The sequence below is a fragment of the Micromonospora sp. NPDC050784 genome (assembly GCF_044456765.1).
Classification (GTDB): Bacteria; Actinomycetota; Actinomycetes; order Mycobacteriales; family Micromonosporaceae; genus Micromonospora; species Micromonospora foliorum.
In genome coordinates this window covers 1-20,527 of sequence record NZ_JBITGG010000039.1, presented here as the reverse complement: position 1 = coordinate 20,527, position 20,527 = coordinate 1, and the positions used below count along the sequence as shown (strand labels likewise).

General features: G+C 70.5%; 10 protein-coding genes and 1 pseudogene. 6 read left to right on the top strand and 5 right to left on the bottom strand.

Annotated elements, in window-relative coordinates:
- Positions 1 to 461: 461 nt before the first annotated feature.
- Positions 462 to 6,920, bottom strand: coding sequence for an RHS repeat-associated core domain-containing protein (locus ACIBD9_RS31910; protein WP_396723235.1), 6,459 nt, complete (start codon positions 6,918 to 6,920; stop codon positions 462 to 464).
- A 275-nt stretch (positions 6,921 to 7,195) separates the two neighbouring features.
- Here ACIBD9_RS31910 and ACIBD9_RS31905 point away from each other — a divergent pair, with 275 nt between their 5' ends.
- Entirely contained in the window at positions 7,196 to 11,647 is a 4,452-nt protein-coding gene (locus ACIBD9_RS31905; protein ID WP_396723233.1) for a LamG-like jellyroll fold domain-containing protein, read from the top strand.
- Between the two features lie 85 nt (positions 11,648 to 11,732).
- On the opposite strand, the gene ACIBD9_RS31900 is transcribed toward ACIBD9_RS31905, so the two are convergent.
- On the bottom strand, positions 11,733 to 12,809 hold the full coding sequence (locus tag ACIBD9_RS31900) for an App1 family protein (protein ID WP_396723231.1): 1,077 nt from the start codon (positions 12,807 to 12,809) through the stop codon (positions 11,733 to 11,735).
- Positions 12,810 to 12,946: 137 nt separating this feature from the next.
- On the opposite strand from ACIBD9_RS31900, the gene ACIBD9_RS31895 reads away from it, so the two are divergent.
- From ACIBD9_RS31895 to ACIBD9_RS31880, 4 genes and pseudogenes are all read left to right on the top strand, one after another.
- Positions 12,947 to 14,602, top strand: a complete 1,656-nt coding sequence (locus ACIBD9_RS31895; RefSeq protein ID WP_396723230.1) for an ArnT family glycosyltransferase — start codon at positions 12,947 to 12,949, stop codon at positions 14,600 to 14,602.
- 65 nt (positions 14,603 to 14,667) lie between these two features.
- On the top strand, positions 14,668 to 15,465 hold the full coding sequence (gene yaaA, locus ACIBD9_RS31890; RefSeq protein WP_396723228.1) for a peroxide stress protein YaaA: 798 nt from the start codon (positions 14,668 to 14,670) through the stop codon (positions 15,463 to 15,465).
- A 106-nt stretch (positions 15,466 to 15,571) separates the two neighbouring features.
- Positions 15,572 to 16,222 (top strand): annotated as a pseudogene (locus ACIBD9_RS31885) (hypothetical protein); the annotation flags it as partial.
- 199 nt (positions 16,223 to 16,421) lie between these two features.
- Positions 16,422 to 17,378 (top strand): TAXI family TRAP transporter solute-binding subunit, encoded by a 957-nt coding sequence (locus ACIBD9_RS31880; protein ID WP_396723226.1) that lies wholly within the window; start codon positions 16,422 to 16,424, stop codon positions 17,376 to 17,378.
- 10 nt (positions 17,379 to 17,388) lie between these two features.
- Here ACIBD9_RS31880 and ACIBD9_RS31875 read toward each other — a convergent pair whose 3' ends face one another.
- From ACIBD9_RS31875 to ACIBD9_RS31865, 3 genes are all read right to left on the bottom strand, one after another.
- Positions 17,389 to 18,819, bottom strand: a complete 1,431-nt coding sequence (locus ACIBD9_RS31875) for an ATP-binding protein (protein WP_396723224.1) — start codon at positions 18,817 to 18,819, stop codon at positions 17,389 to 17,391.
- Positions 18,820 to 18,828: 9 nt separating this feature from the next.
- Positions 18,829 to 19,485 carry a response regulator transcription factor gene (locus ACIBD9_RS31870; protein ID WP_124822714.1) on the bottom strand — a complete coding sequence of 219 codons (657 nt, stop codon included), beginning with the start codon at positions 19,483 to 19,485 and terminating at the stop codon, positions 18,829 to 18,831.
- A gap of 108 nt (positions 19,486 to 19,593) precedes the next feature.
- Complete coding sequence (locus ACIBD9_RS31865; protein WP_204944301.1) at positions 19,594 to 19,905, bottom strand: hypothetical protein; 312 nt, start codon at positions 19,903 to 19,905, stop codon at positions 19,594 to 19,596.
- 113 nt (positions 19,906 to 20,018) lie between these two features.
- Here ACIBD9_RS31865 and ACIBD9_RS31860 point away from each other — a divergent pair, with 113 nt between their 5' ends.
- A complete protein-coding gene (locus ACIBD9_RS31860) occupies positions 20,019 to 20,357 on the top strand; it encodes a DUF952 domain-containing protein (RefSeq protein WP_396723222.1) in 339 nt (112 codons plus the stop codon).
- Positions 20,358 to 20,527: the final 170 nt, after the last annotated feature.

Below are 20,527 nucleotides of genomic sequence, written 5' to 3'. Positions count from 1 at the left end.
GGCGGCGGCGGGGGCGGGCCCCGGGGGGGGGGGGGGGGCGCCCGCCCCCCCCCCCCCGGCTCGTCTTTGTGGGGCTCACCCCCCCCCCCCCGGGGGGGGGGGGGGGCCCCCCCCCCCCCCCCCCCCACGCCGTGGGGCTTGGCGTAGACGCCAAGAGTTGGCGCACGGAAGGCCCCGATCCAGCAGAGAAGGGCAGCGACCCCGAATCCAACAGCCGAAACCGGGTTCTTCTGCGAGATCGCGACGCCCGTGATGATGGCAGCCATTACCGTCATGATCACCATCAAAACGACATTCCAGAACCACGACCGCCAGGCTGTCCTCATATCGCCCCTCTCGCATCCCGATCATCGGCCCCCGGGTAGGCGGTGGGAGCGCACTGCTGAGATCCTAGTGCGCCCCCACCGGTTCGTGATCATGCCCGTATGGACCCCAAGAAGCCCTTCCTCACGATGGCGATGTCAGCAGGCCTGCTGCACGAAACACTTGTTCACGCCAAACGCAGGACCGGACCATGCCATCGTCTTCGCGATGGTGGGGCCGAAGTTCCAAGGCATCTTCATCGTGGTCGCGGCGTTCCAACCTGCAGTCGACGCCTTTTGATACGCAGCGTTGTTGGACGGTGAGATGAATTTCGGCAGCGGGACCAGCGGGACATTCTTGACACCCCCCACCTTTCCGTATTGCGCCATCCGGAAGGCACCCCCGATACCGAGGGTTCCGGCGGTCAACACGCCATCCACCATAATTTGTTCCTTGTTAGCTTCCCACCCGCCCTGCTCGCTGATGGCCTGCTCAGTACGCACCGCATAAGCGGCTGCCTGAAGCCCCGCACAGGCCACCAATCCAACGGCCGGAACGAAGCATCCGGCGGTGGCCGCTAGCGTCACGAGCATTCCTCGGTTGTCCTTCGCCCATTCGTAAGTGGCGTCCCACGCCTGCACCGTCGCACGACCAACAGTGTCAACGACCTGGCGCGCGTCGTCCACCGCGGCCTTGGCCCGGTTACACAACGAGGCAAGGAATCCACACTTGTTCGGTTTCGGCGCCTGGCGCGTCGGCGGCACGTATTTTCCGCGCTTCAGCTTGGTGCTGCTCAGCTTGTTCTTCTTGCCGTAGGTCACGTTATCGGTGGAGCCGCATCCACCCGGGCAGCCCTTCTTTACGTCATAGCCGTAGCAGTCGAAGTACTTGCAATCGTCGGGGATAAGCCCGGTGGGGTCGCTGGAGGTGATAGGTGTGTTGTTGGCGTAGGAGTAGCCGTTCCACTGCTGCGGCTGAGCGGTGTCTTGAATTGGGTCGACGGAAATGAATCGGCCTGCGGTGGGGTCGTAGGAGCGGGCGCCCACGGTGGTGAGTCCGGTCGGACTCATCGGTCTGTCGAGGAAGCCGTGGTTGTCGGGTGCGGTAACCGCAGCGCCTCGGGGTCCGCCGTACGGCGTGTACTGCCGCCAGGTCGGGTTCTGAGCGGTGCTGTCGAGATAGAGCGAAGGAGTGCCCTGGTGGTCGGCGATGGCGAAGGTGTAAGCCGTGCCACTGCCGGAGCGGATGCAGCTGCCGCCGCCCGGAAGCGCGTAGTAGCGGTCGCCCTCAATGATGCTGGTGGTGGTGTTGAGGGTGAGTTGTTGTCCGGGGAGGTAGAGGGTGTTCTTGCCGGGTTCCTTTTGCAGGAGCAGGTTGCCGTCGGGGTCGTAGATGAAGGTGTTGGTGCCGCTGGTGCCGCCGGTGACTCCGGTGAGTTTTCCGGCGTCGTCCCAGGTGAGGGTTTGGTTGCCCTGGGCGGCGTTGCGGCCGGTGGTGTTGCCGGCGTCGTCGTAGGTGTACGAGGTGGTGCCGGTTGCCCCGCCGGTTGTGGTGGTGGAGGTCAGGGTGTGGGGCTTGTTCTGACCGTTGCCGCTGTAGGCGTAGACGGTCTTGGTGTCGGTGCCGCCGGTGAGGTTGTGCTCGATCTGTTGGGTGCGGTTGCCGATGAGGTCGATCTGCCAGCTGGTCCAGTAGGCGCTGCCCGCGCCGATGGCGTTGCCGACCATGGACTTGTTGGCGTCGGTGGGTGCGGTGGCGCAGGCGTCGGTGCCGGTCCACGCTTCGGTGAGGCGGGCCAGGCCGTCGTAGCCGTAGCACTGCGTCTCCGCCGGGGTGCTGGCACCGAGCCGCTTGCTGATCTTGCGGGTGATGTTGCCGACCAGGTCGTACCTGTACTCCTGCTCATCCACTGTCGTTGGTGCAGTGGTGGAGCGGGTGACGCGCTGGTTGGTCAACCGGGCGGTGTGCGGGTCGTAGGTATTGGTGACATACGCCAGGCTCGTGCCCGAGCCCAGGGTCTGCTGGTCGACGCGGCCGTAGGCGTCGTAGCTGACGCCATTGGCGTATCCGGCGAGGCCGCCGAGGGTGGTGGGGAGGTCCAGCACACCGGTGTAGCCGTGCAGGACGGTCTCGGATGGCAGGCTGCCCTTGGCCGGGTAGGTGTCGGTCAGCGGCAGACCCAGCACCGAGGTGTAGGTGTGCCCGAACGCGTACGACCCGCCGAGTGCGCCCTCGGTGTCGGGGATGGTGACCGTCGTGCCGAGGGAGCTGCCGAAGACGTTGAACGCCTTCTGCTGGGTGACGTAGGCCTGCCCACCGCGGTAGGCGGTCGTGGTGGTCAGCTTCCCGAGCGCGTTGGTGACACCCTCGACACTGTTGCTGTTGTCATACACCCACGACGCTCGCCGGTTCGCCGTCGACTGGTTCGCCACCGTCGCCGCGAACTCACCGGTCTTGCGATCGAGGGCGTCGTAGGTGAACGACAGGGTCTTACCGCGCCCGTCGGTGGACTGTTCGAGGTTGCCGTTGGCGTCGTAGCTCATGCTGCTGGTCCCGGCGTCCGGGTCGACCTTGCCCACGACCTGGCCGAGCAGGTTGTACGTCGAGGTCCACACGTTGTTACTGGCGTCGGTGAGCGTCGACTGGTTGCCGTGCTCGTCATAGCCGTACTTACTGACCGTCGCGGTACCACCGGTGACGGTGAACATCCCGGTGAACGTGTCCGCCGGCGTGGTCACCGTCGGACGGACGCTGTACTCGTGCAGCTCCTTCTTCCGACCGATCGGGTCGGTGAGGGTGGCCGAGACGACCCCGCCGATAGGCGGAACAACCGTGGTGCGGTCACCGGCGTACACGGTGGTCGTCGTCGAGACGGTCACGCCGTTCTTCGCGTTAGTGACGACGACCGCCCGACCCAACCCGTCGTACGTGGTCAACGTCTGGTTCGGCACCTGCTTGCCCAGATCCGCCGCCGACACCGGCGTGCTGACCGCCGGCAACGACGCGTCGTCCCACCAGCCGTTGTAGGTCGCGCGAGTCCCACCACGGGTGTTGTAGAACGTATCCGTGATCATCCGGCCACCCGCCGGGGTGATCGACTGGGTCTGCCGCGTGCGCAGCAACGCGTCGTAGATCACCACGGACGTCCGATAACCGTTGGAGTTGTTCAGGGTCTGCGTGGTGGTGGCGGACACGCCCGTCTTCGAGACGGTGTAGGCGAACTTGTGGTTCGCCCCGAGGCTGGTGGCCCGCGAGTTCAACCACGCCGACGTCGTGCGGCCGAGTGCGTCGTACTGCTGGGTGGTGATGATGCCGTTGGCATCGGTGCTGACCAGCGGGATGCCGCGCTTCGTGTCGAGCGTGACGGAGCCACCGTGCCCGGCGGGGTTGGTGGTTGAGGTGGCGGTGACCAGTTTGGCGGCGTTCATGGTGTAGCCGCTGGTGGTCTTGTTGCCCTTGGCGTCGTAGGAATCGGTGACCCGACCGTAGCTGTCGTAGGTCGACCGTTCGGTGGTCTGCCAGGTGTACGCCCCTGAGGTGTAGTCCTTGGCGGCCTGCGTCATCGTGGCGTTGCCCTTGGACGGTGCCGCCGCCTGCGGGAACGTCGTGGCGAAGTCCGCCACGTCGTAGAAGGTCCGTTCGGCCTTCACCACCTGCGCGGGTCGGTTGACGCTGCCCGGGGCGGTGAGGGTGTTGACGCTGCCGGGCTCGGAGGCGGGGCTGCCCTGGGTGAAGCCGCCGCAGGCCACCGACACGGTCTCGGTCTGGCTGACCAGCCCGGCGAGGTTCTTGCCGGTGTTGGCCGGCGCGTAGGTGTAGGTGGTGCACTGGTCGTACGCCGTGTCGACCGGCACCGTGTAGGTGTAGGTGTTCTTCAGCTCACCGAACGTGGCGCTGGTGGTGTTCGCGTCGTAGCTGTTGTCGGTTCCGGTGGTCCGCCAGGTCACCGAGCCGCTGCTGGTGACGGCCTGGCGGGTGTAGGTCTTGACGGGTGCGACCCACTGCGCCGTCAACGCCGACAAACCGGTGCGGGAACGCGTCGCGGTCGCCCCGGATATCCAGTAGGAGGTGATGGTGGAGGAGTCGACCCGACCGCCTTCGCCGAGGTACTGGGTGCTCTCCAACTCCTTACCGGCGAGCTCGTCGACGTCCTCGTGGGTACCGCCGACGGAATCGGTCAGGTTCAGCACGGTGCTGTTGTTGTTCTTCGACATGCCGCGGTAGTAGGCGGTTTCCGCTTGGGTACGGCGGTCGTTGACGCCGTCGCCGGTGAACGTCTGCACCTTGGCGTAACCACGGAACTGGCCGTAGCTGCGGTACTTGGCCTTGACGACCTCGTTCTCGTCGAAGTGCCAGGCCGCCCCATCGAGGTACTTGTAGCTCGTCGACAACGCCGCGGCGCCGCCGGTGGGGTCAGTGGACGTCACGCGGGTGACGGCGTACTTGTTGAACCAGTCCCTGAACGGGTCGGTGTACCCGTCCGGGGTCCAGTACACCGGGTAGCAGGACTTCGTGTTCGCCGCCGGGTCGGTGCTCACCGGCGCCGCACAGGGCACCGGCAGCTCATATGACGGGCTGATGACCGAGCCGGTCTCGGTGGTGATCGTCGCGATACGCTGCCGGTAGAACGACGGCAGCCCACCAGCGGTGTCGACCCGGTTGGGCAACTTGATGCCGGTGAACGACACCGACGGCAACGTGATCGCCGCCGTCGACCCACCCGCGCTGGTGTCATGACCGGTACGCACGATCCCGGTCAGCCACAACGTCGGCGACGTGCCGTCACCGGTAGCCGGCATGCTCTGCGACAACGCGTACGAGTCGACCTTCTCGTAGGTCGACGTCGCCGTGTTGTACTGCTTCGCCTCGATCGACGTCAACCGTACGGTGGAGAAGAACGACGGACTCCAGTCGGCACAATCAGCCCCCGACGCGCAGATCAAGTCGAACGGCACATCCGGCCAGTTCGCCTTGTTCGCCGAGTTCAACGGCTGACACGTCCCCGACAGACAACGGTCACCGGTGTTGAAGACGATCTGGTTCGCCACCGTGCCGTACGCGCCACCATCGGTGAACCCGTAGTCGATGCGCGCCAGGTTGCTGTCGCGGACGTAGGACACATCCGTCGCGCCCTTGTTGCGGCCGTAGAAGTTCGTGGCCTGGTTGTAGTAGTACGCCATCGCGTTGCCGTTGGTGTCGGTGACGTAGTCCAGGTTCCACCGGTACGCCATCGTGCACACCGACGAGGAAAACCCCGCCGAGTTGTAACACGGGTCTCCCGAGTGCGGCGAGTACACCGGCGTGTGGTCCACCGACTTCGTCTCCGCCTTACCCGACGCCCACCCCGGCAGCCGATTACGACCGAACTCGTAACTGGTCCCGTCGCGCAGCGTCACCCGCCAGTAGTCGGTGTTGTACGTACCCGAGCCGTTGTTCGCGTTCTCGACGTGGGTGACGACCTCGCCGTTGTCCGACTCCGGCTTCCACACCTGCTTCCCGGCATCCCACACCAACGCCGTCGATGAACCGTTCAACGACAACGTCAACAACGGGCCGTCGTAGCAGCGGTCCGGCGTCTTCACCGGCGACGCGCTGCCGCCGGGCTCGTCCATGCATGACGCGAAGGTCTGCTCCACATACGACCGGGGGGTGGACCAACCATCACCCACCCACGACGCCTGCGCGCTCGTCGACGCCGTCTGCCCGTCCACGCTGCCCGAGTCGTACGACAACGCCACCGTCGGCACCAGGTCCGACGCCGCTGGCGGCACAGTGATCGGGTACGAGTAGGTGAACGAACCAGTGCTCCCGCCACCCGTCCACGACCCCGACGGCTTCAGGTCCGTGGCCGCGTACGTGCCGCCCTTGCCGCCCTCCTCACCAGCCGCCGCGACCGCCGCCAGCACCGTCACACCGCCGGCCGCCTGCACCCGCGCGTCCGAAGCCGCCATCGACACGTCAGCCGACACCGACCGCGCCCCGGCGTCATTCGACGACACCAACGGCGACGCCACCCGACACTCACTAAGCGTCGGCGTCGTCAGGGCACAGGCCGGCAACCGCACCAACCGCAACCGCGACCCGTAGTTACCGCCGAACGCCTCCGCGAACCCCGCGTAATCCACACCGACCCGCACCGCACCGGCGCTGACGTCCGGAGAGACCGACAGCAACACACCATCGACCCCAGCCGCCTCGGCAGCCTTACGGTCAGCCACCTTCACCTTCAGGCTGCGCGGGCCGGCCTTCGCCGCCACCGACTCGGCCCACACGGGCGTACCAGCAGCACGCACCCGCGACGGCGACGCCGCACGAGCGCCCGCAGCGGCAACCGGCAGCTCGACTTCAGCCGAAGCAGCCTTCGGCCACACCGTGCGCGTCGGCCGGAACGTCGACTTCGCGTCATCCGGCGGCGTCACGAACTTCGTCGGCAACGGCTTCACACCCTTGACCGACTGCCCCGGCGACGTCGCTGGCGCCTTCGCCAACTCCGGTTCCTTGGGCTTGGCCACCGCGGGCGCACCCGACAGCAGGCTGGCGGCGAGAGACGCGGCCGCGACCACCGCGACCAGACGTCTGGGACGTGTGAGCAGGCGTAATCCCCCGTGGACGGCCATGCGGACCTCAACTCTGCGAGATGAAATGAAGACCACGCAGGGTGATTGGGCGCGCACCCCCGTGGCGCGAACAATGTTTCATGTTCAACCACTCGCAGAGGTCACGGAGTCATAACGATGATCAGCTGCCGATGCCATCAAAACACTCTCACTGAGTGCTAAAGGGACAGCAGGTAGTGACCGGAGACGTTTCCCGTAGGCCGGCCTGACTGCTTCACTGTGGCCGCTCGACGGACGCGGCTACGCGTTCACATCACTCACGGGGAGTACTAAACATGATCAAGAGACGACTGCGCCTACGCGCCGTCGCATCGGGTGCGGTGGCCGCTGTCGCCATCGCCACGGCCGCGGTGCCGCTCGCACTGCCAGCCGCCGCTGCCGCGCCGGCAAAGCCGAAACCCGCCGCTGCGCCGGCCGGGCCGCTCGGGGTGGACGCGGCGCTGGCCCACGCCAAGCGGACCGGCAAGCAGGTCGAGGCGACCGCCGCCGGCACCTCGACGGAAACCCTGACCGCCCGCCCGGACGGACGGCTCCTGCTCAGCCAGAGCGCCATGCCGGCCCGCAAGCGCGTCGGGAACACCTGGAAGCCACTGGACCCCACCCTGGTCCGACGGGCCGACGGTGCCGTCACGGCGACCACCACCACGCATGACATCACGCTCTCCGGTGGTGGTACCGGGCCGATGGCACACCTGGTCAGCGGGGACCGCTCGCTCACCCTGACGGCACCCGTCGCCCTGCCCGCGCCCACGCTCGCCGGGCCGACGGCCACCTACCCCGACGTACTGCCCGGCGTGGACCTGACCGCGACCGTCAACGCCCAGGGCGGCTTCTCGCACGTCTTCGTGGTCAAGGACGCGAAGGCCGCGGCGAACCCGAAGCTGGCCACGCTCGAACTGGCCACCGCCGCCAAGGGGTTCACGCTCGGCGCCGACTCGGCAGGAAACATCAGCGGACAGGACCGGGCCGGCGACGCGGTCATCACCGCACCCGCGCCACTCATGTGGGACTCCTCGGCGGGGGGCACCAGCGGACCGACCGCTCGCAGCGGCGCCGCGTCGACGAGCGCAGCTCCCGGCCGCGCGGCGCGTACCGCCGCCATCGGGGTCTCCATCGCCCCCGGCAAGCTCGGTCTCAAGCCCGACCGCAAGCTGCTCACCGATGCCGCGACCGTCTACCCGGTCTACATCGACCCCAGCTTCAACTGGAGCGCCAGCGGCCCGCGGATGTCCGGCTGGGCCAGCATCTCCTACCAGCACCAGTCCACCAACTACTGGAACAACACCCCCGACCCGATCGGTCGGATGCAGGTGGGTAACTCCGGCGAGCAGCGCTCGAACACGCTGATCAACTTTCCGGTGCCCTACAGCGCCCTGAAGGGTGCCGAGATCAGCTCGGCCACCTTCAAGATCACCAACACCCTCTCGTGGTCCTGCAACCCGAAGCGAGTCAACGTCTACGCCCCGGACACGGTGCTCACCAAGTCCAACGCCACCTGGAACTTCTGGGAGTCGCAGAGCAACACCCGGCTCGCGGCGACCGCGAGCTTCGCCCACGGCTACAGCGGCTGCGCCGCCGCCGGCGTCGCCTTCGACATCACCAGCCAGATCACGACCGACCTCGCGAACAACCGGACCGCCACCCGGACCCTGCGGCTGGTCGGCGAGAACGAGGGCAGCGACACCCAGAGCTGGAAGGAGTTCCTCCAGACCAGCCCCACGCTGGAGATCCTCTACAACCACAAGCCGAACAAGCCGACCGGGATGACCACCTCGCCACGGACCGCCTGTGCCGGCGGGTCGACTATCGGCGACAACCCGGTCTACCTCTACGCCCCGGTGTCCGACCCCAACGGCGGCACCCTCGGGGTGAGCTTCAAGCTCTGGAAGACCGCCGACGCCTCGCAGACCGCCCTGGCCTCGTCCAACCCGAACCTGCTCACGTACTCCTCGGGCAGCACCGGCGTGCTGATCGTGCCATCCGCCACGCTGCGCACCGCCGCGGGAGGCGCGGTCACCAACTTCTCCTGGAAGGTCCAGGCGACCGACTTCCGGACCGCCAGCGACTGGTCGGCGACCTGCAACTTCACCTTTGACCCCACCCGGACCGGCGCACCCGAGATCAGCCAGCCGCAGGGACAGCCGAAGATCGGCGAAGAGGTCAACTTCGCCATCACGCCGCCCAGCACCGGCACCCAGCCGACCAGCTACAGCTACCAGCTCAACGGCCTGCCCCCGGTCACCATCTCCGCAACGGCCGGCGCCGCCACCGTCATCACGACGCCGACCCGGTTCACCAACACGCTGGCGGTGACCAGCCTCTCGGCGGGTGGCAACTTCGGCGAGACCGCCACCGTCACCTTCAACGCGGATCCCGCCGACACGGCTTCCGACGCGGACCTCACCGGTGACGGTGTCGCCGACCTGCTGACCATCGGCGCCCGCAACGGGCTGCCCTCCGGGCTGTGGCTCGGCACGGGCATGAACAGCGGCGCGGTGCGCACCACGGTGAACGACATCGGAGCGCGAGGCAACGGGGTCACCGGCAACGAGGACCCGTCCGACTTCAACGGTGGCCAGGCGATCTCGGGTCACTTCTTCGGGTCCGGTTTGCAGGACGTCCTCGTCTACTACACCGCGGGCGCCAACGCCGGCAACGGAACCATCCTGCGGGGCAGTGGCGACGGCTCGGTCATCCAGCCGTACAACAACCAGGTCAGCGTCTCCGGTGAGCTACTTGTCGACGGCAACGGCAACGCGCCGCTGCAGTTGGTCAATGCCGGCGACACCCGTGCCACCGGGTCCATCCTGCCGGACCTGATCGGCACCAGCGGCGACGCCACGAACGGTTACTACCTCAACTACTACCCGATGGCATTCGCGCCCGGCCTCTACTACTACAGCGCCAGCACCCAGACGCCGACGCCGACGGGCGGCGTGGACTGGAACAACTGGACCATCGCCACCGCCCAGATCAACGGCAGCACCTCGATGTTCCTGTGGAACAGCAGCACCGGGGCCCTGCACCTCTGGACGAACCTGGCGTACAACCAGGACACCAACCAGCTCACCTACACGCCGTACACGCTCTCGACCAACTGGAACCGCGGCGCCGCGCTGAGCCTGCGGGCCGCCGATGTCAACTCCGACGACACCGCCGACCTGTGGACCGTCGGCGCGAACGGCCTGACCACGGCGTACCTGGTGACTGGCCTCGGCGGCACGCCCGCCATCGCCACCCAGCAGGCGCAGGGTCTGGTCACCGCCAAGCACACCTGGGCGCTCAACGACGGGACGGCCGGAGCGACCGCGGCGACCGCGGCCGACACCTCCGGCGGCAGCACCCTCACCGGCACCGGAAACGCGTACTGGCACGAGGGTGACCTCTTCAGCCCGGACCTGCGGCTCAACACCGATGCCACCGGCACGGGCGTGGACGCCAACGGCACCGGCAGCCTGGTCAGCGCCGCCAGTCCGGTACTGATCGACACCACCAAGTCGTTCAGCGTCGCCGCCTGGGTGAAGCCCACCACCGCCGGCAAGATCATCCTTTCCGAGGAGGGGGCGCGCTCCGCCCGGTTCATTCTCTGGCAGGAGCAGAGCGACAACACCTGGCGCTTCGGGATGGCCCGGTCCGACGGTGACGCCTGGTCGTACGACCAGGCCGTCAGCGCACCCAACGCGCAGCTCGGCGTGTGGACGCACCTGGTCGCGACCTACAACCACACCACGAGCACGATGGCTCTCTACGTCAACAACAACCTCGCCGGCACGGCACAGCACGCCGCGGCCGTGTCCTGGCCCAGCACCGGCCGGTTCGTCATCGGCCACTACCGCTACAAGGGCGCCCCGAGTTCGTACTACTCCGGCCAGGTCAGCAACGTGCAGCACTGGGACCGGGCCCTGAACCCGGCCGAGGCCACCGCGCCGGGCAACTACGCCCAGACCCTCCTCGCACCCAACGTCCGCGACGTCACCGGTGACGGCCGGGGCGACATGCTGATCAGGCAGAGCAACGGCGACGTGCTGCTGCGCCGCGGCACGAACCTGGACGGCACGCTGACGTTCGACGCCGGTGTGGTCGTGTGCGGTAAGTGCGGGGGCTACGACTCGTTCAACATCGCCGACGCCAACAACGACGGCAAGTTTGACCTCTTCATGCGCCAGATCAGCACCGGCGACATGTACGTCTACGTGAACACGGTCGCCAGCGGAGACCCGGTCTGGGGTGGCCGCCAGCTGGTCTGTGGCAAATGCGTCAACTTCGGCACGTCCGACCTGGCCGATGTGAACCGCGACGGCAAGACCGACCTGTTCATCCGGGAGAACAGCACCGGGGACATGTACGCGTACCTGGGCAACGGCCCGACCGGCGGCGCAATCACCTGGAGCAACCGGATTCTGCTCTGCGGCTCCTGCGGTGGATACGACAACGTGCACATCGAGGACGCCAACAACGACGGCAAGCCGGACCTGGTCATGCGCAACGCCGGTACCGGCGACATGTGGGTCTACCCCAACACGGCTGCCAGTGGGGCCCCGGTCTGGGCCCCCCGTGTCCTGGTCTGCGGCTTGTGCCGCGACTTCGACATGAGCAGCCTCGGTGACGTCACCAACGACGGGAAGATGGATCTGATGGTCCGTCGCAGGAGCAACGGCACCCTGACCCTCTACCCGGGCAACGGCGCCCCCGGCACCGTCGCCTGGGCCGCACCCTCACTGCTGTAACCCGAAGTGCCGAAACCCCCGGGCACCGCAACCGCGGCACCCGGGGGTTTCGCACGTGCGGGCTCAGCCACGGGGAGGAGCGCGGTCAGACCAGGCCGGCGTCGCGCAGCAACTGCCACAGGCCGGCGCCGTCCGGGGCGGACAGCCACTTCTGCCCCACCGGCCCCGACGATGGGCGGCCGGCCGGGGCGGGCAGGCTACCGGCCAGCACCGACTGGGTCGGGGAGAGCCGGCGGATCGCCACCCCGGCGACGTTCTCCGGGTGGGCGGCGGCGAACTCCCGGTAGATCTCCTGGTCGTGCTGACCGTCGTCGCCGACCAGCAGCCACCGCACGTCGGGGAACTCCCGGGCCAGTCGGGCCAGCGTGACCCGCTTGTGTTCCATGCCGCTGCGGAACCAGCGGTCGGCGGTGGGGCCCCAGTCGGTGAGCAGCAGCGGCCCGGCCGGGTAGAGGTGCCGGGACAGGAAGCGGGTCAACGTGGGCGCCACGTTCCACGCGCCGGTGGAGAGGTAGAAGACCGGCGCGCCGGGGTGCGCGGTGACCAGCCGCTCGTAGAGCACCGCCATGCCGGGCACGGCCGCGCGGGCGTGCTCGTCGAGCACGAACGTGTTCCAGGCGGCGAGCAGCGGTCGGGGCAGCGCGGTCACCATCACCGTGTCGTCGATGTCGGAGAGGATGCCGAACCTGACGTCCGGGTCGAGGATGCGCACCGGCGCGTCCACCGGCTCGGCGTCCGGAACGCTGAGCCGGACCGTACCCCAACCGGGCGGCAGGTCGGCCTCGACAAGGGTGTCGACGAAGCCGCTGCGGTCGGCCCGCGCCTCGTGGCACACCCCGCCGGCCTCGATGGTCACGGTGACGTGCTTGGCGGGCAGGGTGGTGAAGCTGCGCCAGCCGCGGACCTTGTCCAGCCGACCCCGCTGGCGGGTGTCCGGACGACCCAGCAGCACCCGGCACATCACCCGCACCCAACCCGGCGCGCCGTAGCCGGTGTACGCGACGATGTTGACCCGCCAGCCGGTGCGCCGCAGCCGACGCTCGACGATCTGGTGCACGGCGTCCTCGATCCGCGCAGCCCGGTGCAGGTTCGGAACGGCCAGTTGGCCGGCGGGAGTGGGTGGCACGCGCCAACCCTGCCACACGTCGACAGCCACGGCCATGCGAGCCAACCGGGCTGCGCCGATCCGACCCGGCCACCGTCGAGCCGATCCCGCCCCACCCCGGCTGCGCCGATCCACCTCGGCGGCCCGGCCGAACGTGAAACACTCCGGTCGGGACGACGACGGGGGCGTTGGTCGTGTCGCATCCAGAGCAGCACCGCGGGCGATGGCGTCCGCGACTCGACCGGCCGGCGCTCGTCGCGCTGCTGTTCGGGCTCGCCGGTGTCGTCTACCGGCTGGTCCTGACGCTGTTCACCGTGCCGGTGTCGAACAGCGACGAGGCGACCTTCGGCCTCGCCGCGCTGCACATCGGGCAGGGCCGGGAACATCCGGTCTTCCTCTACGGCCAGCACTACATGGGGATGTTGGAGTCGTACCTGGCCGCTCCCCTGGTGGCGCTGGCCGGGCCGAGTTGGCCGGTGCTGCGGCTGCCGATGCTCGCGCTGTACGCGGTCTTCCTCTACCTGATCCACCGGCTGACCCGCCGGCTCTGCACACCGTGGTTCGCCGCCTTCGTGGTGGGTCTGCTCGCGCTCGGGCCGGAGCGGGTGGTGCGCGACCAGCTCACCGTCGTCGGTGGGCGGCCGGAGGTGAAGCCGGCGGTGCTGCTGATGCTGCTGATCACCGTGGGGTTGGCCGCCCGCACGGTCCACCGCCGACGGCTCGCGATCGGCCTGTTCGGGCTGCTCGTCGGGCTGTCCGTCTGGTCGGACTGGCTGATCCTGCCGTACCTCGCGGTGGCCGGGCTGGCCCTGGTCTGGGCGGTACGGCGGGAGCTGCTCGGCTGGGCCGGCCTGCTGCTGGTGGCGGGGGTGGCCGTCGGCGTGGCCCCGATGATCCTCGACAACCTGCGGGCCGGGCCCGGTGAGGACTCGCTGTCGGTGTTCCGGGCGGTCAGCACGAAGACCGGGCCGCAGCCGCCGTGGTCCGACCGGATCCGGGGTGGCCTGCTGGAGGGGGTGCCGCTGGCGCACGGGCTCTGCCCGGTGGACGGCTGCGGACGCTGGCAACAGTGGTTCGGCGTGCTGTACCCGGTGCTGCTGGTGGCCGGAGCGGCCCTCGCGGTTTTCGCGTACCGTCGCGCGGCCCGGACGCCGGGCGGGGAGCGGGTCGGACGGGCGGCCGGGGTGCCGCGCGGGGAGCGGGTCGGGCCGGTCGTGCAGCTCGCGCTGATCGTCGGCGCGGCGTTGACCCTGCTGTCGTACGTGCGCAGCCCGCTCGCCGCGACCAGCCCACTGGACAACGCCCGCTACCTGTCGGTGCTGCAACTGTCGCTACCGGCGGTGCTCTGGCCGCTCTGGGCGGCGGCGGTGGCCTGCTGGCGGGGCACGGTCGGCGCGCTCGGGCGGTTCGCCGGCGCGCTGTCCACCGCCGTGCTGGCCGCGCTGACCGTGACCACGCTGGTGATCACCGTGCTCTTCGCGGCCACCGGAGCCGCGGCGTCGCGGACCGAGGAGCGCCAGGCCCGGGAGTTGGCCGCCGCGCTGCGCGCCGACGGACCCCACGAGGTGTACGGGGACTACTGGACCTGCAACCGGTTGATCTTCAACACGAATGAGGCGGTGGTCTGCGGGGTGCTCGACGGGAACCTGTCCCCGGGGCAGAACCGCTACCGGCCGTACTGGCGGCAGGTGGGGCGGGCCGAGCGGCCGGGCTACGTGGTGGCTGTCGACTCGCCGATGGAGCGGCGGTTGCGCCGGTTGCTCGCCGACCGGGCCGACGCCACGCCGGTGCGGGAGGTCGGCGGCTATCGCGTGTACCACCCCGACACCCCGGTGCGGCCCTGGCGGTAGGGCCTGGTCGTACGCTGGCCGGGCCGGCGCGTGGGGCGCCGCCGTTTCGCCCGTCGAGGAGACCCATGCTCATCCTGCTGCCGCCCTCGGAGGGGAAGGCCGACGCCGGCACCGGACGGCGCTGGGCCCCGGACCGGCTCTCGCTGACCGAGCTGAACCCGGCCCGCGAGCGGGTGCTGGACGCCCTGGTGGCGTTGAGCACCGGGCCGGACGAGGAGGCCGCGCGGGCGGCGCTCGGCCTCAGCGAGGGCCAGCGAGGCGAGCTGCGGCGCAACGCCCGGCTGCGGGAGGCGGCCACCGCACCGGCCGAGCGGCTCTACACCGGGGTGCTCTACGAGGCGCTGGACCTGGCCTCGTTGCCGGCCGCGGCGCAACGGGCGGCCCGCCGGTCGATCCTGATCAGCTCCGGGTTGTGGGGCGCGGTCCGGTTGGCCGACCGGATCCCGCCGTACCGCTGCCCGATCGGCGCCCGCCTGCCCGACGTCGGGGCGCTGTCGACGTACTGGCGCAGGGAGCTGACGCCGGCGGTGGACGCCGCCGCCGGTCGCGGCCCGGTGCTGGACCTGCGCTCCGGCGCGTACGCGGCCACCTGGACGCCGCGCGGGGAGCTGGCCGAGCGGACGGTCACCGTGCGGGTTCTGCACGAGCGGGAGGTCGACGGCGTGCCGGTCCGCTCGGTGGTCAGCCACTTCAACAAGGCGACCAAGGGGCGGCTGGTCCGGGACCTGCTCGTCGCCGGCGCCCGGCCGCGCACCGCCGCGGAGCTGGTGGGCGCCCTGCGCGAGTTGAAGCACACCGTGCTGGAGCAGACCGCCGCCGCGGGCCGGGTACGACAGGTGGACCTGGTGGTCACCGACCTGTAACGGCGCGCCAGCCGCAAGATTTGCTCAAGGCTGGGCCGGACCGGTTCCGTAACGGCGTGCCAGGGGTCACGGTAGGGCAACCCAGACTCCGACAAGGGAGCCTCCGTTGACCCGTGAACCCGCACTGCTCGACCGGCCCCACTCCCCGACGCCCCCGGCCCCGCTGGGCTGGCTGACCCTGGGCGACGCGTTCGAGGCTGCCTGCCTGCAGCGTTGCACGCCGCTACCGACAGCCGCCCGACCGAGTGGGGTACGCGCCGAGCACACCCCCGGGGTGGAGTTCAACCGGGAGGACGCCGCGCAGCGGATGCGGCAACTGCTCGCCCGGCTGGACATCCCGGTCACCCACGAGGTGACCGTCGGCGGGTTGCGCCGTCGCTACGAGCTGCACCGGCTGTGGGTGCCCCGCGAGCACCAGGGCGCGTACACCCGGATGTTGGACGCGGGCTGGTGGCAGGGGCGGCGCGAGTTGCTCGGCGGGCCGCTGCCCGGCGCCTCGCCGGCCCGCCGGCGGTTGGTGACCCGGCTGGCGGAGGCGGCCTGGCGCTCGGCGCTACTGGCCGCGGGGCGGCACGTCCGCCGGCACATCCTCGGTGTCCGGCTCACCGACCGGGAGCTGGCCGCGGTGCTGATCCGGGGCGCGGCCGTGCTCGACGTGCCGGCCCGGCTCCGCCCGGGCACCGGCTGCTTCCTGGTCAGCGTGGCCGACGGCCCGGACCGGCAGCGGATCCTGCGCAGTGCGGCGTTGGAACCGGCGCGCGGCCCGCTGGCCGCCCCCGGGACGCCGGCGCGCGGCCCGCTGGCCGCCCCCGGGACGGCGACAGCGGGCGGCGGGATCCCGGCGTCGGCGCGGGGTGCGGTCGTGGCACCGGCAGGTCGCGCGGCCTGCTGATCGGATTTCGGCCGTCCGGGACGTCGCCGAGCCGGGCTTGCGCGCACCCGCGCGACGGCGCACAGTGCACCGCGTGAGTCGTACCTCGTCCCGCCGCGTCGGCCTGGCCGCCCTGTCGACGGCGCTGCTGCTCGCGAACCTGGCCGTCGCCAGCTGCCGGGACACCCCGACCGAGCCGACGTCGATCCGGATCGCCACCGGCAGTCCCACCGCGGTGTACTACGCGTTCGGGCAGTCCCTGGCGGCCATCCTCAACCGGGAGCTCCCCGACGTACGGGCCAGCGTGGTGATCACCGCCGCCTCGGCGGAGAACGTCCAGCTCGTCGGCTCCGGTGGGGCCGAGCTGGGCTTCACCCAGGCCGACGTGCTGCCCACCAGCACAACGGGAAGCCCCACTGTCGAGGCCGTCGCCCGGGTGTACGACGACCAGCTGCACCTGGTCACCACGAGCGGCGGCCCGGTCCGCACGGTCGCCGACCTGAACGGCCGGCGAGTCTCCGTCGGCGCCCCCGGCTCGGGCACCGAGATCACCGCGACCCGGCTGCTGGAGGTGGCCCGCCTCGGTGGCGACGAGGTGCGCCGCGAACGGCTCGGTCTGGACGACTCGGTGACGGCGCTCCGCGCCGGGCGGATCGACGCGTTCTTCTTCTCCGGCGGGTTGCCGGTCCGGGGCATCGAGGAGTTGGCCAAGGCCAGCGCCATCCGGATCGTGGACCTCAGCGAGTGGACCGAGTCGCTGCGCTCCCGCTACGGCCAGGTCTACGTCTCCCGGGACATCCCCCGCTCGGTGTACGGGGTGGACGCGGTGACCACGGTGGCCGACCCGAACTACCTGATCGTGCGGTCCAACCTGCCGGAGCCGCTGGTCCGGGAGGTGACCCGGCTGCTGATGGAACGCCGGGCCGAGCTGGCCGCCGCCCATCCGGCGGCGGGACGGATGAGCCCCCGCTCGGCGATCGTCACCGCGCCGCTGTCGCTGCACCCGGGCGCCGCCGCCTGGTACCGCGCCACCAAACCGTGACGGTTGGGCCTCACCGCGCCGGGGAGGGCCGCAGGTCGGCGGCCGGTTCCTCGTCCGCCGGCTCCACCGGAAGGTCCGGCGTCGGGAACCACAGGGCCGCGATCAGCCCTCGCGACTCCCCCGGGCGCATGGTGAGCCGCCCGTCCGACGCGTCGGCAAGCACGGCGGCGATGGTCAGGCCGAGCCCCGCGCCGTCCACGTTCTGCGCGTCCGGAGCCCGCCAGAACCGCTCGGTCGCCTGGCCGAGCTGACTCTCGGTCATGCCGGGGCCGGAGTCGCGTACCTCCAGCGCCACCCCGCCGTCGCGGCGGGCCACCGTCACGGTCACCGCCCCGCCCGCCCCGCTGAACTTCACCGCGTTGTCGATGAGCGCGTCCAGCGCCTGGTCGACGGCGGTCGGCACGGTCTGGGCGTACGCCGGGGCGTCGGTCGTGGCCAGCCGCAACGCGACCGACCGGTGCCGGGCCAGCGGCGCCCACGCGGCCACCCGGGAGGCGGCCACCGCGGCGGCGTCCACGGTGACGCGCTCGTTCTCCTCCCGTTCGGCCCGAGCCAGGGTGAGCAGCGCGTCGAGCACCAGCGCGAGGCGGTCGGTCTCCTCCAGGGCAAGCCGGTGCTCGGACCGACCGTCCGGGTCGGTGAGGCTGGGCCCCAACTCCTCCACCCGCAGCCGCAGCGCGGTGAGCGGGTTGCGCAGTTGGTGGCTGGCGTGCGCGACGAAGGCGCGCTGCCGGTCCATCACGTCGGAGACCACGTCGGCCATGTGGTTGAAGCTGGCCGCGAGGCGGCGCAGCTCCGGCGGCCCCAGCCGGTGCTGCACCCGGGCGCCCCGATCGCCCTCGGCGATCTCGTGGGTGACCGCGTCCAGTTCGGTGACCGGGCGCAGCACCCAACCGGCCAGCCCGAACGCGGTGAGCACGCAGGCCAGCACGGCGAGCAGACCCGCCAGGGCGAGCAGCAGCCACCACGCGACGACAGCTCGGCGGATCGGGCTGGCCGGGGTCACGATCACCACCGCGCCGAGCACCTCACCTCCGTCGTTGATCGGTACCGCCACCACCACCGGGTCCGTCGTCCACGGCCAGACCGACTCGGGGGCGCTGGTCTGCTGCCCGGACAGCGCGACGTCCAGCACCGTCGCGGTCCCCCGACTGGCCTGCCACCTCGGCGACGAGACCGGGATGTTCCGGTCCCGGTCGACGATCGCGGCGCCGATCGCGTAAAGGTCGTCGTAGCTGGTCAGCTCCGACTCGATCGGGCCGGGCCCGCCGTCGCGCAACGCCGGCCCGGCCAACGAGGCGAACCGGGTGGCGTCGGCGAGCCGGTCGGCGCGGACCCGTTCGGTCTCCCGGCTGGCCATGGTGGCGGCCAGTGGGGTCTCCAATGCGATGAGGACGAGGACCATCAGCAGCAGATAGCTGATCACCAGGCGACGGCGCACGTCAGCTCCTCACGCGTCGCGCAGCCGGTAGCCGACACCGCGCACGGTCTCCACCAGGCGGGCGTCGCCGAGCTTGCCGCGCAGCGACCCGACGTGCACCTCGACCGTGTGCCGGTCGGCCCAGGTGGTGCCCCAGGCGTCGAGCAGGATCCGGTCGCGGGGCACCGCCACCCCGGGCTGGCGAGCCAGCGAGAGGAGCACGTCGAACTCCTTGCGGGTCAACGTGACGGCGCGGCCGTCCACGGTCACCGTCCGTGCGGCCACGTCGATGCGGACCGACCCGGCCTCGATGAGGTGCCGCTCGGGCGCGGCGTTCGCGGCGCGGCGCAGCACCGCCTCGATCCGGGCCTGCAACTCCACCATCGAGAACGGCTTGACCACGTAGTCGTCCGCGCCGAGGCGCAGACCCAGCACCCGGTCACGTTCCTCACCCCGGGCGGTCACCGCGATGATGCCGAGCTGACTGCTGCGCCGACGCAGCTCCCGGCACAGGTCGGTGCCATCGCCGTCGGGCAGGGTCAGGTCGAGCAGCACCAGGTCGCACGGGGCGGCGGAGAGCGCGGCGGCGACGGTGGCCGCGTGCTCGACCTCGTACCCCCGACGGGTGAGGGCGGAGGACAGCGCAGCGGCCACCCGGCGGTCGTCCTCCACCAGCAGGATCCGCACCCGTGCCCCCGTCCGTCGCAGCGCTGTTCTGCGAATGGTGGCAGAAGCGCGCGCGGACCGGGAGGCCGCCCAGCCCGGGCGGGGCGGGCTACCGGCCGAGGACGGCGGTCACAGGCCGAAGGTGTCGTCGGCGGTGGCGTCCCGGACGCCGTCGGTGAACCCGCGGAAACCCGGGTCCTCGTGGCTGGCCGGCACGCTTGTGACGTTGACCCCGCTGGCCTGGGTGACCGCGTCGACCAGGGGCGGATAGTCGATCTCGGCGTCCTGGAAGGCGTCGTCGTCCGCCTCGGCCAGGTTGATCACGTGCTGTACGTCGTCGGACGGAGTGTCCGGGTCCTCGGCCCACTCGCCGCCGGCCCGGTAGCACTCGTCGTACAGCGCCCGCTGGCTGTCGGTCCAGTCATCGTCGTAGCTCTGCATCGCCCATCCCTCCGCGGCCCTTGACCTGAGCATGCCCGGCGGGAGGCGACGGGCGCGGCGGTACCGGCGAAAACCGGGCGGGCGCGCCGACGACAGCCCCGTACGCTGCTGTGGTGATCTACAAACTGCTGTCGAACGCGGAATGGGACGACGCCCTCGCCGCCGGTGCCTTCGCCGGCTCCGCCGTGGACCGGCAGGACGGTTTCATCCACCTCTCCGGCGGCGACCAGGTGGTGGAGACGGCGCGGCGGTACTTCACCGGGGCTACCGGGTTGACCCTGCTCAGCGTCGACGAGGAGCGACTGGGTGACGCGCTGCGGTGGGAGCCGTCGCGCGGCGGGCAGCTCTTCCCGCACGTGTACGGCCCGCTGCCGGTCGCGGCGGTGGTGGCGGCGCGGGCGTTGCCGGCGGACCTTCCGGCCGCCGACGCGGTGGCCGCCCTGCTGGGCTGACCCGATGACCGCCCCGCTGGGGGGTGGGTGACACGGTCGCGGGGGGGGCCGCCCGGGGGGGGGGGGGCGCCGGGCGGGGGGCGGGGGGGGGCGGGGGCGGGCCCCCCCCCGGAGCAATAAAACAAATAAAACAAACAAACAGAGGACAAGACCCGGGGGCGCCCCCGGGT

Excerpts from the sequence above, each read along its gene's own strand:
- ACIBD9_RS31905 (WP_396723233.1), top strand. The coding sequence starts at position 7,196 with ATGATCAAGAGACGACTGCGCCTACGCGCCGTCGCATCGGGTGCGGTG.
- ACIBD9_RS31910 (WP_396723235.1), bottom strand. The coding sequence starts at position 6,920 with ATGGCCGTCCACGGGGGATTACGCCTGCTCACACGTCCCAGACGTCTG.
- ACIBD9_RS31865 (WP_204944301.1), bottom strand. The coding sequence starts at position 19,905 with ATGCAGAGCTACGACGATGACTGGACCGACAGCCAGCGGGCGCTGTAC.
- yaaA (WP_396723228.1), top strand. The coding sequence starts at position 14,668 with ATGCTCATCCTGCTGCCGCCCTCGGAGGGGAAGGCCGACGCCGGCACC.
- ACIBD9_RS31900 (WP_396723231.1), bottom strand. The coding sequence starts at position 12,809 with ATGGCCGTGGCTGTCGACGTGTGGCAGGGTTGGCGCGTGCCACCCACT.